11 protein-coding genes are annotated in these 14105 nt (G+C 47.0%); 4 read left to right on the top strand and 7 right to left on the bottom strand.

Features of this window, described 5'->3' with window-relative positions; genetic code table 11:
• Positions 1-40: 40 nt before the first annotated feature.
• The 5 genes from H8S84_RS00690 to H8S84_RS00670 are packed head-to-tail and all read right to left on the bottom strand — an operon-like array spanning position 41 to position 7093.
• On the bottom strand, positions 41-2449 hold the full coding sequence (locus H8S84_RS00690) for a glycoside hydrolase family 65 protein (protein ID WP_187065353.1): 2409 nt from the start codon (positions 2447-2449) through the stop codon (positions 41-43).
• On the bottom strand, positions 2424-3269 hold the full coding sequence (gene otsB, locus H8S84_RS00685) for a trehalose-phosphatase (protein ID WP_187065352.1): 846 nt from the start codon (positions 3267-3269) through the stop codon (positions 2424-2426). Before otsB ends, H8S84_RS00690 begins: the two co-directional genes overlap by 26 nt.
• The gene (locus tag H8S84_RS00680; RefSeq protein WP_187065351.1) at positions 3266-4021 is read right to left on the bottom strand and encodes a beta-phosphoglucomutase family hydrolase; all 756 of its coding nucleotides are present in this window, start codon (positions 4019-4021) and stop codon (positions 3266-3268) included. The genes otsB and H8S84_RS00680 overlap by 4 nt, the downstream gene beginning before the upstream one ends.
• A gap of 41 nt (positions 4022-4062) precedes the next feature.
• Complete coding sequence (locus H8S84_RS00675) at positions 4063-6855, bottom strand: cation-translocating P-type ATPase (RefSeq protein ID WP_187065350.1); 2793 nt, start codon at positions 6853-6855, stop codon at positions 4063-4065.
• Positions 6856-6913: 58 nt separating this feature from the next.
• Positions 6914-7093: a hypothetical protein gene (locus tag H8S84_RS00670; RefSeq protein WP_187065349.1), complete on the bottom strand. Its 180-nt coding sequence runs from the start codon at positions 7091-7093 to the stop codon at positions 6914-6916.
• Between the two features lie 364 nt (positions 7094-7457).
• On the opposite strand from H8S84_RS00670, the gene pgi reads away from it, so the two are divergent.
• Both pgi and H8S84_RS00660 read left to right on the top strand, forming a co-directional pair.
• Positions 7458-9119, top strand: coding sequence for a glucose-6-phosphate isomerase (gene pgi / locus H8S84_RS00665; RefSeq protein WP_187065348.1), 1662 nt, complete (start codon positions 7458-7460; stop codon positions 9117-9119).
• A gap of 95 nt (positions 9120-9214) precedes the next feature.
• Positions 9215-10816: a hypothetical protein gene (locus tag H8S84_RS00660; RefSeq protein WP_187065347.1), complete on the top strand. Its 1602-nt coding sequence runs from the start codon at positions 9215-9217 to the stop codon at positions 10814-10816.
• Positions 10817-10905: 89 nt separating this feature from the next.
• On the opposite strand, the gene H8S84_RS00655 is transcribed toward H8S84_RS00660, so the two are convergent.
• Together H8S84_RS00655 and H8S84_RS00650 are read right to left on the bottom strand one after the other, a co-directional pair.
• Complete coding sequence (locus tag H8S84_RS00655) at positions 10906-11817, bottom strand: DUF58 domain-containing protein (RefSeq protein ID WP_187065346.1); 912 nt, start codon at positions 11815-11817, stop codon at positions 10906-10908.
• A 17-nt stretch (positions 11818-11834) separates the two neighbouring features.
• Positions 11835-12248: a septal ring lytic transglycosylase RlpA family protein gene (locus tag H8S84_RS00650; protein ID WP_187065345.1), complete on the bottom strand. Its 414-nt coding sequence runs from the start codon at positions 12246-12248 to the stop codon at positions 11835-11837.
• A 132-nt stretch (positions 12249-12380) separates the two neighbouring features.
• Between H8S84_RS00650 and H8S84_RS00645 the strand changes: the two genes are divergently transcribed.
• Positions 12381-12716 carry a DUF3276 family protein gene (locus tag H8S84_RS00645; RefSeq protein ID WP_187066626.1) on the top strand — a complete coding sequence of 112 codons (336 nt, stop codon included), beginning with the start codon at positions 12381-12383 and terminating at the stop codon, positions 12714-12716.
• A gap of 288 nt (positions 12717-13004) precedes the next feature.
• Positions 13005-14102, top strand: coding sequence for a redox-regulated ATPase YchF (gene ychF / locus H8S84_RS00640; RefSeq protein WP_187065344.1), 1098 nt, complete (start codon positions 13005-13007; stop codon positions 14100-14102).
• The last annotated feature ends 3 nt before the right edge of the window (positions 14103-14105 follow it).

Raw genomic sequence — 14105 nt, 5'->3', positions numbered from 1 at the left:
ACTTACTAAATCTTTCAAAACAGAGATTTAACACCCTGCCTCACTTGTGTTTTAAATCAAACTCACGCTTCTCTCCTGTTGTAAAAGTATAAACTTCTCCGAGCACTCCAATTTTAACTTCTTTAGACCACCCCTTATCGATGGTAATAATCAGTTTACTTTGTGTAAACTCAAGCGAAAGCCAGTGGCTGCGGTAGCGTAACTGGAAGCTCAGACACCCAAGCTCGTCTGGTAAAACAGGATTGAGCCAGAGTACACCGTCACGTATCTCCAGGCCGGTGTAGCAGCGCTGAATCAGATCCACGGTGCCGGCCATTGCGCCAAGATGTATGCCTTCTGGGGTGGTGCCGCCCTGCACATCCTCCACATCGCTCATCAGAGCAATCTCGAAATTAAACCAGGAGCGTTTGCGGTCTGAGCGTGCTAATACCCAAGAGTGCACAATTTTACTTAGCGTAGACCCATGCGATGTTCTTTGTGCATAGTAGGCAATGTTATCTGGTATACTTTCAGGATCGAACTTATAGTCCAGTTGCTGAAAGATCTGAAGCAGTTCTTCCGATGAGAAAAGGTAGAACAACATGAGCACATCTGCCTGTTTGCTGGCTTTATACTTATTCACACTGTCGTTCTCGCTTTCCAGGATACGGTCAAGTCGCATAGCCTCGCCGTAGTTCGCTTTATACTCTTCCCACGGAAATTCCTTCAGCTGCTCATACCCTTCGAACTGGGCAATAATATTGCTCTCCCCGATAAAAGGAACATACATGCGCTGGCTGATGTGCTGCCAGCGTTCTACATCCTCTGTCGAGATAGCGCATTTGTCTTTTAGCTCACTTACCCGCGAATCATCAATCAGATCCATAACCTGCAGCGCGCATTGTATTACCCAAACTGCCATCACATTGGTATAGGCATTGTTATTTAAGCCAGGGCTGGAAGAGCCGAGATATTCGGTATGGTACTCGTCGGGACCTACTACATTCCGTATTTCATAGCGGCCCTTCTCGTTGCTGAAAATGGCGATGGTAGACCAGAATTGTGCGATCTCAAAAATAAGCTCAGCCCCATAAAAAGTAAGAAACTCTTTGTCGTGCGTGGCCTGGTAGTATTGCCAGACATTATAGGCAACTGCTGCATTGATGTGTCGCTGCAGGAACGTATTATCAGGTAGCCACCTGCCAGACTTTGGATTTAAGTGGATGATCTGGCTTTCTTCGCGACCATTGCTGCCGCTTTGCCAGGGAAACATAGCTCCACGATATCCTGCCTCCAGGGCTGCATACCTGGCTTCGGGCAGGCGGCGGTAACGGTACATGAGCAAGGCCCGGGTGAGGTCCGGGAGGCGCAGGTTCAGAAACGGGAAGATGAATAGCTCATCCCAGAAAATGTGTCCCCGGTAGGCTTCACCGTGCCAGCCCCGAGCCGGCACTCCCACATCACGCCCTACAGAATGAGCTGATACCGTTTGCAGCAGGTGAAAGATATGCAAGCGCAGCACCGATTGCGCCTCTTCGTTACAGGTTAGCTCCAGATCGCAGCGGTTCCAGAAACGTAGCCAGGCACGGCTGCTCACTTCTAAAAGCTGTTTAAAATTTCCCAGCCGTTCAATGTTTTTAAGGGCCTCCTGCAAAGGCTCTGAGATAGCAAAGTCCCTGGAAGTATAAATCAAGACAACTTTCTCAACAGCTATACTTTGGCCCTGCTTACAGCTGATGTGAAGCACCTGTTCTACATAGTTGGGAGTTGCCATACTTTGCCTGCTCACCGCCTGCCTTTTGCCATCGTAAACTACTGTTGTGCGGGCTGCCTGCGCCATCCTAACTTTGGATTGGTTGGTCTGCACAACCAGATACAGCGTGTCTTCATCGTACTGGTCTGCTTCAATGGGCTCGAGGTGCTGGCTTTCCAGGGAGCGGTATCGTGCCACTCCGCTATTCTTTATTCTTCCGTCAAGGGTAACTTTTACCTCAATCTCACCAGACCAGTTAAGTGGCGTAAGTTCCCACGCCTGCGCTGCTGCGTGCGGATTGGCCATACTTACAAAACGGCTGCTTACAAGTTTGGTCTCACGGTTGGCAGTGTCTTTGAAAAGCAGACTCCGGGTAAGCAGCCCAAGTTTCAGGTCCAGTTCCTGTACAAACTCCAGCACCTGCACGTTGCTTAAACTAAACCACACTTCCTCGCCTTTAACCCTAAAGGTCAAAGGCAACCAGTTTGGCCAGTTTACCAGGTCTTCGTTTTCTATTTCCTCGCCGGCTATAGTGGAAGTCCGCCGGTTGTATCCGCCAGCAAGATAAGTGCCAGGGTAGTGAATTTTTTCGTCGGCACTTTCCTCTTCAAAGGCACCTCGTGTGGCAATATAACCGTTGCCCAACGTGCAAAGTGACTCACGTAATGGTTGCGCTTCCGGCTCCCAAGTGTCATAGGTTATTTTCCATTCCTGCATGGGCTGGTGTTGTGAGGTGTTGGGTTAACTTTTGCAGAAACTCCTGTACTTCTTCTACACTTTCCAGCCTGTGCCCGGCAGCCGTCTGATCATCGTGCTCGCCCACTAAAATACCTATTCCCTTTCCCTGCAACTCTGCAAAGGCGTCTTCATCAGTAATATCATCACCAATGTACAGAGGGATGATATCAGGTTTGTTCAGATCAAGTTCCTCCATTAGCCAAAGCACTGCTTTCCCTTTGTGCCAGTCCAGATTTGGCTTAAGCTCGATGATCTTTTTACCCAACCCTTCCTTTAGCTCCGGGTGCTGCTGCAGTACGTCTGCAGTTACCTTTTTCACCTCCTCTACATGATTGTCTGCCACATTTCGGTAATGAACAGCAATGGCATACCGCTTTCGTTCTACCATAGCTCCATCTATGTGGCTGAGCTTCTGCTTTAATGTTTTATCTGCTGCCTCGAGTGCTGGTAACGCTGCCTTTGCGCCGCCTGGCTCTGTGTGCATGTTACCAGGCCCGGAGATATCAAAACCATGTGAGCCGGCAAAGTATAAATTATCCAGCTGCACCAGCTTGGCAACATTTGCCCTGTCGCGGCCGCTCACAACGGCAACCGGACAGACCTCTGCCAATTGCTGCAGCGTCTTCTTCATCTCCTCGCTAAGTATAGCTTTGTCGGGGTCTTTTACTATGTGGGTTAAGCAACCGTCATAATCCAGAAATACAGCAGGTTTTTTGCCTTGTAATAGTCCTGGAATTTCCTGCAGGGCAGATGGCAGCGTCTGTGGGTCGTGTTTAAGAGCAGTTGCTTCTTTTTTCATAGGTTGTTTATAGGGAATTTTTGCAGTATCACTTCGGCACCGTGTTTAATAAGTTCAGAGGCATCGCCAGTGCGGTCTACTCCTACTACCAATGCAAAGTTACCGGCCTTGCCTGCCTCCACACCTGCCAGGGCATCTTCAAAAATAGCTGCCTTGCCGGGAGTAACGGTTAACAGTTCGGCGGCTTTCAGAAAAATATCCGGTGCAGGCTTGCCTTTCAGGTGCAGTTTTATCGCCTCCACTCCATCTACGCGCACATCAAAAAGGTGTTCAATTCTGGCTGCTTCAAGTATGGCTTTGCAGTTTTTGCTGGCAGAGATCACCGCCGTTCTCAGCCCCCGTTTCCGCTGCTGCTCCAGCCATGCCACGGTATCAGCGTAAACCTTAACCCCGCCCTGCTGCAACAGCTCTTGAAAGTACGCATTTTTCAGGTTACCCAGGCCAGCCACCGTCTCTTTGCCAGCTTCATCATCTGGCTTCCCCTCAGGTATTATGATGCCACGCGAAGCCAGGAAGTTGCGCACGCCGTCGTACCTCGGAATACCGTCAATGTATTGCCGGTAATCCGTTTCAATTTCGAGGGGCTGAAAAGTCTTGCCATCCTTCGCTGCACGTTTGGCCAGGTAAGCATCAAACATCTTTTTCCAGGCTTGCGCGTGCACTTGCGCCGTTTGTGTAATAACACCGTCCAGATCAAGTATAAGTGCTTGTATGCCTCTCTCAGCTAACAGCTGGTCTATACTTTCTTGCATGAATTTAAAAGTTATTATTGCAGTTCATACTTGAGTTTTGACTATACTTTTTCATTTTCCTGCGGTTTATCTTTCATCCACTCTTCCTCCTCTTCAGCATCGGCTGGCTGGCTGCCAAAGCGTAGCTTTTTGTAGGCTTCTGCAAACCAGATCACAGACGACGACAGGAGCAAAATAATGAGCAGATCAGGCAACGGCAGGGCATCAAACCTGAAGATATTATTGAGGAATGGCGTGTATACTACCAGCAACTGCAAAGCAAGCGACACGACAAAGGCGATATTCACATACTTGTTACTGAGCACCCCAATAGTAAACAGTGACCTGTCGATGGAGCGCATGTTGTAAGTGTTAAACACCTGAGTCATGGCAATAACGATGAAGACTGCTGTGCGTGCCATTTCCTCTCCTGTAGGCAAGTAATAGGAAAAAACAGCCAGCGATAAACCAAGCATCACAGTTCCCATCAGCAACAAGTAGGGCACCACGGATTTGTCGAGGATATTGGCATCGCGGGCTACAGGCTTCTGCTTCATGATCTCACCATGTCCGCGTTCTGCCGCCAGCCCCAGTTCCATCACACCGTCTGTAACCAGGTTTACCCAAAGTATTTGTGTAGCTGTAAGAGGGAACGGCCAGCCTAAAGCAATGGCTACTATAAACACAAATACAAAAGCAAAGTTGGTTGTGAGCAGAAAAAAGCTCGTCTGCCGTACATTCTGGAACACAATTCTGCCTTCGCGTATGGCACGCACAATCGTAGCAAAATTATCATCCGACAGCACGATATGTGAAGCGTCTTTGGCTACATCGGTGCCTCTAATGCCCATGGCTATTCCCACATCGGCTCGTTTTAAAGCTGGAGCATCGTTTACGCCATCACCGGTCATAGCTATCAGGTATCCTTTATCCTGCAAATGCTCGGCAATGCGAAGCTTGGTGTTAGGGCTGACACGGGTGAACACAGACACATTATCCACCAGTTCGTCGAACCTGCTTTCCTCTTCTTCCAGTTCGTCTTCCTGCAGCGCATCAGGATAATTTCCGTTTACATGCTCACCCTCTAAAATGCCCACCTCCCGGGCAATGGCAGCACCTGTTTTCTTGTGGTCACCGGTAAGCATCATCACCCGGATACCGGCAGATTTACAGGCACCTACTGCCTCTTGTACTCCCCTGCGCGGCGGATCTACGATACCGGTTATACCTACCCAGGTCAAATCTTTTACCTGGTCTGCGTTAATCGTATTTGTCCCGGTTTCAACATCTTTATAAGCCAGCGCCAAGACCCGCATGGCATGGTCTGCCCAATCGTCCAGTTTGTCTTTTATTTGCTGCCGTAACTCATCGGTAAGTTGCTGTGGCCCCTCTGCATTAAGTATACCAGAGCTCAGCTCCAGAATCTTCTCCGGAGCCCCAACTGCCAGTAATTCCTTTCCGTTTTCTCCATCAACCAAAGTGGCTCTATACTTCTGCTCGGAGCTAAAGGGAAGGTCGTCGAGCCTGTTGGCTTCCGGAAAAATATCTTCGTTTCTGGCCTCTGCTTTTTTGGCAAGTACCAGCAATGCTATTTCGGTTGGATCACCAGTGGCCTTATCAGCATCGCCGCTGTTGTTATTTTCCTTTTGCTCTTCCCCGTCCAGCAGGCGCGCATTATTACAGGCTTCGGCAACGAATAAAAGCTTTGCCAGTACAGGGTCATCTGCAACATGCACGGGCTCCTCATCAAGTGTAATGTCGCCTTCCACAGCATAACCTGTACCTGATACTTCCAGCTCTTTTCCATTGCCCAGGAAGATGCGTTTTACAGTAAGTATACTTTTGGTAAGTGTGCCGGTTTTATCGGTTAGTATAACAGAAACGGAGCCTAGCATTTCAGTAGCGGTAAACTCCCGGATAATGGCATTCTGGTTAGCCATGCGCTTGGCACCAATCGCCAGCACAATGGAGATAACAGCCGGCAAGCCTTCCGGAATAGAAGACACCAACGTAGCCACGGTAATTAGTAGCACTTCTTCAAAGGCGTAATCCCGTACATAGTAGCCAAGTATAAAAACAACAACAGAGGTGGCAATGGCGATAACAGCCATCTGCTTGGCTAGCCGTTCCGTCTTTTTCCTGAAGTTGGTAGATGTTGTTTTTATATCGCTCAGCGACTTGGATATTTTGCCGAGCTCGGTGTTGTTTCCGGTGCCCGTAACCGCAGCTGTGGCTGTACCTCGTGCTACGTGAGTGCCTTTAAAAAGCATGTTAAGCCGGTCGCCTAAGTTGCTCTTTTCTGGCAGCGGTTCCGTTTTCTTTTCAATTGGCAACGACTCTCCTGTAAGTGAAGCCTCCACCGTTTGCAGGTTTTTAGATGTCAGTAGCCGCGCATCGGCAGGTATGCTATCGCCTTCTTCCAGCCTGATGATATCGCCGGGAACCAGCTCTTTTGCCTCTACCGTTCTAGCCTTGTTATTGCGCACGACTGTGGTTTCCTGCTTTATCATGCGCTTGAGGGCAAGTATAGCCTTCTCGGCCCGGTACTCCTGCAGGAACCCAAGTATGGCATTAAAAAGGATAACCCCCAGTATCACATAAACATCCACCCGCTGATCGGCATACCAGGCTACCCCAGCCGCTAAAAACAGGATAAGTATAAGGAAGTCTTTAAACTGCTTCAGGAAAAGCAGCACCGGGTTGATACCCTCTGTTCCGGTCAGTTCATTAGGCCCAACATCATGCAGCCGCTTTTTAGCCTCTTCATCGGTAAGCCCTTCTTTTGTTACCTGCAGCTTTTCCAGTGTTTCATCAACTGATATGCTGTGGTAGGGATACTTCTGATCTAACGCCATACATTAAGCTGGTTGCAGCCGACAGTTTAAAGACAGTGGTGGATGTGTTAATTAACTTTTATGGAATTCCCTGGGTACGTTCGTGCGGCGGTATGTCAGGCCCTTGTTCTGGTCTCGTAGACCTGGTTTTACCGCCGGTAATGTAACCTGTTGGTCCGGGAGATGTGCGTTTACCATCGTCTTCGCGCAATATTCCTTTCTTTTCTTTTCTGGAAGTAAACTTCTTATCGTCTTTCATCTTTCTTTTCCTCCAAATAATTCTAAGTATGATGAGGCTATGCTAACCATATAGCGGTATAAACGCCCACTGAAGCATGCCTTATGCTTGTACGGTATAAAAAAGCGTTCGATACAAAGTATCAATCTGTTATATCTTCAGTTTAGGCGGCTCAGGTTGCAAAATTTGGAGTAGGTGTTGGTACTTTCTTTTAAAGAAGCCAGAACCACAGCTTAACTTTCAAGTATATTAGTTTTTGCATATACTTTATTTATGCTGTTAATTTGACGACTGTCATCAAGTATAGCTATACTTCTTCGCAACCTGTAACATAGAAATGGAGTAGTTGAGCCCGAACAGTAAACCAATTTCATCCGACACAATTATGCTAAAGAACTACCCTCCTACGCAGACAATAGCCTGGAAAAAACTCGAAGATCATTTCAATGCACTACAGCCCAAACACCTCCGCGAGTTATTTTCACAGGACCCTGAGCGATTCAGGAAACTTTCGCTGCAGTTTGAGGAGATGATGTTCGACCTTTCTAAAAACCGTGTGACGGAAGAAACACTGGATCTTTTGGTAGAGCTGGCACAGGAGATGGAGCTGCCAACTGCCATTGAAAGTATGTTTGGCGGGCAAAGTATAAATGCCACAGAAAACCGAGCAGTGTTGCATACTGCACTTCGCAACTTTTCCGATAGCAACCTCCAAATAGATGGAGAAGATGCCCTTACCGAAGTGCGTGATGTGCAGCAGCAGATGAAAACCTTTTGCAATAAGCTGCACAGCGGCGAATGGAAAGGCTATTCCGGCAAACGCATTAACAGTGTAGTGAATATAGGCATTGGAGGCTCACATCTGGGGCCGCAGATGGTTGTAGAGGCCCTGAAAAGCTATCAGAAAGAAAGAATAGAAGTATACTTTATATCCAACGTAGATGGCACTGATGCAGCCGAGGTGCTGAAGAAACTGGACCCGGAGACAACCCTGTTCATCATCGCCTCTAAAACCTTTACCACCAAAGAAACTATTGCCAATGCCGAGACGGCACGTGATTGGTTCCTGAAAGCTGCTAACGACAGAGAGCATATCAAAAAGCATTTTGTAGCCCTCTCTACCAACACCAATGCTGTAGAAGCTTTTGGTATAGCCCCTGAAAACACTTTCCGCTTCTGGGACTGGGTAGGTGGCCGCTTTTCACTTTGGTCTGCCATTGGTTTATCTATTGCCTGCGCATTAGGCTATGATAAGTTTGAGGAAATGTTGCGAGGCGCCGAAGCCATGGATAAGCATTTCCGGAAAACAGAACTACGCCAAAATATACCGGTGCTGATGGGCTTGCTGAGTATTTGGTACACCAACTTTTTCGGCTGCCAGACCCACGCCATACTCCCATACGACCAATACCTGCGCCTGCTTCCAGAGTTCCTGCAGCAGCTGTTGATGGAGAGCAACGGCAAAAGCGCCAGCCGAGATGGCAGTGATGTAAATTACCAGACGCAGCCTGTAATTTGGGGAGCAGCCGGCACCAACAGCCAGCACTCATTCTTCCAGCTTATTCACCAGGGCACATTCCTGATCCCATGCGATTTTATTGCCCCAGTAAACAGCAACAACCCAATTGGCCAGCACCACACCATGCTGCTCTCTAACTTCTTTGCCCAAACAGAGGCATTGATGAAAGGTAAAACTGCTGAAGAAGTACGTGCTGAACTGGAAGCAAAGGGCAACATCAACCAAGAGGAAATAGAAGAACTGGTTCCGCACAAAGTATTCGAAGGCAACCGCCCGTCCACTTCAATCATGTTCCACCAGTTAAACCCTTATACGTTGGGTGCCTTACTGGCCATGTACGAGCATAAGACCTTTGTGCAGGGCATAGTCTGGAACATCTACAGCTTCGATCAATGGGGAGTAGAACTAGGCAAGCAACTGGCTGGCAAGATTGAGGAAGAGCTTATGGATACTTCTGTAAAAGGCAATCACGATAGCTCTACCAACGGCCTGATCACTTACTACAGGCAACACCAGAAGAACAAGTAAATAGAAAAAAGTATGAAGCTTCCTTCTAAAACTCCGTATGACGGAAATAGTACCAAATGAAGCTTTATACTTTAAATTTACTTAACCGACTACCTGTGCAGTTCATCAGATACCGCTTGCTTGCTTTCTTGTTTCTGGCACTTGCCTTAAGCAGTTGCGCCGATGATGATTTCTTTCAGAAGGATGCATTGGCTACTGCAGAGGAGTTGGAGAAATTAGGGCCTGCAGGAGGCGATAGCGTTTGGGTTATACCAGGCAGGCATTATGACCGCAGCGGCTTTCATCGTTTTTTCTGGGGAGACCATAACCGCGAAATCTGGGTAACACCAGTCAAACTTCCTGTTTTCCACCTCGACTCGCTGCATGGTGGCCTGCAGGTGGTAAAAAAAGGCGGCGGCTTCCAGTCTACCAGTTTCGAGTTAATGGACAGTACAGGACGTGTGTATGCCCTGCGCTCCATCGATAAAGACCCTATACATGTAGTGAGCAAATTCTGGCAACCCACTTTCGTCAGCAATGTACTCCGCGATCAAACCTCTGCCGCCAATCCTTATGGTGCTTTAGTCGTGCCAGTATTAGCTGAGGCCATCGGGGTGCCGCACTCCTCTCCCAAACTTTATTACATTAGCTCCTCCGACACTACCTTTGGCGAATACAATAAGCTGGTGCAAGGCAAGGTTTTTCTGCTAGAGCAAAAGTATGAGAGCACCGCAGACCTTACCTCATACTTTAAAGGTGCTGTTGATTTTGAGGAATCCGATGACGCGCTGCGCAGCCGCTTCGAAAACAACCATCACCACTTTGACCAGAAGGCCTTTGCTCGCGCACGGCTTTTCGATTTGCTGCTTGGCGACTGGGACAGGCACAAAGGCCAGTGGGACTGGGCTGTAAAACCGCAGGGGCAGGACACCATTTTTATACCCATCCCCAAAGACCGCGACCAGGTATTTTTTAAGATGCAGGACGGCCTTATTCCCAGGATTGCCACCAGCAAAATAATGGCCCGTAAGTTTCAATCGTTTGAAGATGACTTTGATGATGTAAAAGGTTACATGATCAACGCAAGATTTATTGATGAGAGGCTGCTAAATGAGCTAAGCAAACAGGATTGGATAAAAATTGCTAACCGCATGCAAAGCGATCTGACAGATAATGTAATTGAGAAAGCTGTTCGACAGTTGCTGCCACCAGTTTATACTTTAAAAGGCGAAGAGATCATCCGCAACCTGAAGAGCAGGAGAAACCTTCTTCCTGAAGTAGCGGAGAAAATGTATGAAAAATTTGCAAAGGAAGTGATCATTCCCGGCTCGGATGCAGAAGAACATTTCCTAGTAAAGCGACTGGATGATAACCGCACCGAAGTAATTGTTACTCGCCCCGCCACCATCAACGCATCTGCAAAAAAAATCTATCACCGTATTTTCAACCGGAAAGACACAAACAAAATTATACTTTATGGCTTAGGCGAGAACGACAAATTTATACTTACCGGAAACGTGCAGGAGGGTATACTTGTAAAGATTTACGGGGGTCTGGGCTCTGATGAAATAACAGATAACTCCAGTGTGCAGGGCTGGAAAAAGTATACCGAAGTATACGATACAGAACGCGGGAACGAAATTGTTTTCGGCACAGAAGCCAAAGACAAAACTACCCGAGATGTACGCGTTCATGCCTTTGACCGGGAAGGGAACTAGCTTGCTATTTAGGGGTTATTTTAGATAAGTCTTCCGCTGTGCGAAGTGTACATTTGCCAATATCGCCAACAACTGAAGCCTAGCAACGATCAACGCACTTTCGCGCGTTTAATAAGGTAAGAGTAAAGCACTCTATCGAATGGTTCGCTGATATCCACAGGCACGAAATCAATTTTGTATTGCCCGCACTTTAGGGATAGTTCTTTTTTGTAGCTCTCTACTGCATTTCGATAATGGTCGCGCACCTGTGATGGTTGCAGTTTAAGCTCCTGGCCAGTTTCAGAATCAACAAAAATGTATGGCCGTTCGGCAAAAGAAAATTCCTCCTCCGTTTTCTTATCCATCACATGAAATATCAACACCTCGTGCTTTTGGTGCTTTAAATGCTGCAACGCAGAAAATATGGCTTCACTGTCATCCAGCTTGCTGAGCATATCACTGAAAATGATAACCAGGGAGCGTTTTTGAATTTGCTGCGCTATCTGGTGCACTACCTCCGATACGTTGGTGTCTTTGGCAGTTGGCTGTTGCTCCAGTTGTTTTTGCAGCAACAGCAACAAAGTATGCAGGTGAGATGCCGTAGAGCGAACAGGCGTTTGCAGCTCTATCTTATCAGAGAAAGTTACCAAACCGATGGCGTCGCGCTGCTTGCGCAAAAGGGTTGCCAGCGCACCCGCACAAAGTATAGAAAACGTTAGTTTGCCATTGTTCTCGGTAGGATAGTACATCGACGGCGACACATCCAGCAAGATGTGGCAGCGCAGGTTGGTTTCCTCTTCATAGCGCTTTACAAAAAGCTTATCGGTGCGGGCAAAAACTTTCCAGTCTATGTGGCGGGTACTTTCGCCGCTGTTGTAAAGGCGGTGCTCCGAAAACTCTACTGAGAAACCGTGGTAAGGCGATTGATGAAGCCCGGTGATAAAACCCTCTACCAGTTGCTTTGCCAGAAACTCCATATTCTCGAATTTCTGTACATCGGCTAGCGTTAAGGGCTTTTTCATAGGTGCAGGTGCTGTGGTTATTTAGAGCTGTTACCTGCTTCTGAAACGGCTAAAGGCGTGTCTTGTTGCTTTTCCTCTTCTTTTTCCACCTGTTTGATTTTAACAGTGGCTATACCGGCACGTATGAGATCGATTTCTTCGGCGGCGGCTCTGGAAAGATCGATGATTACCTGTCGGTTTCTCGCTTTTCTGTCGTTAATTTTTACCACAACAGATTTGCCGTTCTTAACATTGGTTACCTGCACCAGCGTGTTAAATGGAAGAGTAGCGTGGGCGGCTGTCAATAACTTCTTGTCATACTTATCGCCGCTGGCAGTGCGGTGTCCTTGCATGCGGTCGGCATAATAAGTTGCCTTGCCTTCTGCCGTATAGGACGGCGTTTTAGAAAAGAACGAAAGCAGCAGTATTAGTATAATTGAACATATATTCATAATATACTATAGTTGGTCCGGTTGCAAATATAATATTTAAAAATTAAGAAATTTAAATTCGAAAATTTTTATATATCAGAAGTATATGTTACTTTTAGATTCATTAAGTTGAATTTAACGTTATTTAAGACGGTGGAAGAGAACAACGAAAAAGCTGAGATTTATTCCCAAAGAGTAAGAGCCGGGAAGAGAACGTACTTCTTTGATGTGAAGTCAACTCGCTCAAATGATTTCTATGTGACCATTACGGAGAGCAAAAGAAAATTCAAGGACGAGACTTTCTCTTATGAGAAACACAAGATTTTCCTTTACAAAGAAGACTTTGTAAAGTTTATGGAAGCGTTGCAGGGAACAATTGATCACGTTAAATCTGAACTGCTTACTGAAGAAGCATTGGCTGCTCTTGAAGCACCTGTAGCTGAGGAAAACGAAGCTCCTGCTTACGATGGTGAGCTGAAGTGGGAATAACTTTCCCCTTTCTGTACTAGACATTTCTTTTAGAGATATACAAAGCTCGTGGCTTCGCTATGAGCTTTTGTTTTTTTATCCTGCATTAAGCTAATGCTGTTTATAAAAAGTATGGATGTCGAGTGAGGCATCAGGCTCGCTTTCAGCAGCACCGGTTTAAGCTATCTTACCGGCTATACTCCATTAACAGTCACCTGATTAATAATTAAGCCATTAAACCTTTCAACCTGCAGCATAACTCCCCAAATTATCTTATCTTTGCACCCTGAAAATTATAACTAAGTATACATGGGACTAAGATGCGGTATTGTGGGACTTCCGAACGTAGGTAAGTCAACGCTGTTTAACGCTATTTCTAACGCCAAGGCAGAATCTGCCAACTATCCTTTCTGTACCATAGAGCCTAACGTGGGGGTTATTACCGTACCCGACGAGCGCCTGCAGATATTAGAAGAACTGGTGCACCCTGAGCGCGTGCTGCCAACTGTAATTGAGTTTGTGGACATTGCCGGCCTTGTGAAAGGTGCGAGTAAAGGTGAAGGTCTGGGCAACAAGTTCCTGGCAAACATCCGTGAGGTAGATGCCATTATTCACGTGGTGCGTTGCTTCGAAGACCCGAACATCGTTCACGTTGCCGGTAAAGTAGATCCCGTTTCTGATAAAGAAATCATCGACACAGAGCTTCAGCTGAAAGACCTGGAGTCGGTTGACAAGAAAATACTTAAAGTTATTCGTTCTGCTAAATCTGGCGACGCGAAAGCGAAGAAAGAACTGGCCAGCTTGGAGAAGTATAAAGCACACCTGGAGGCTGGATTAAATGCCCGCAGCCTGGATGTAACAGAGGACGACTTGGAGGCAGTAGAAGACTTAAAACTTCTTACAGCAAAGCCAGTAATTTATGCAGCTAACGTAGACGAAGATTCTGTTAACACAGGCAACGAATTCTCGAAGGCACTTGAGGAGAACGTGAAGAATGAAAATGCACAGGTGGTATTGATCTCTGCCTCTATCGAAGCACAGATCGCTGAGCTTACTGACCCGGAGGAGAAAGAAATGTTCCTGGCGGAGTATGGCTTGAAGGAGTCTGGTTTGAGCAAGCTGATCAAAGCATCTTATAGCCTGCTTAACCTGATTACATACTTTACAGCCGGTGTAAAAGAAGTTCGCGCCTGGACAGTTGGCAAAGGCTGGAAAGCTCCTGCTGCTGCGGGCGTGATCCACTCCGACTTTGAAAAAGGCTTTATCCGTGCTGAGGTTATCAAACTAAAGGATTACCAGGAGTATAAGACGGAAGCCAAAATTAAAGAAGCCGGAAAAATGGCTGTAGAAGGAAAAGACTACGTGGTGCAGGACGGCGACATTATGCACTTCCGCTTTAACGTGTAGTAC

The sequence above is a fragment of the Pontibacter cellulosilyticus genome (assembly GCF_014306105.1).
Classification (GTDB): Bacteria; Bacteroidota; Bacteroidia; order Cytophagales; family Hymenobacteraceae; genus Pontibacter; species Pontibacter cellulosilyticus.
This window is presented reverse-complemented; position numbering and strand designations above follow the sequence as displayed.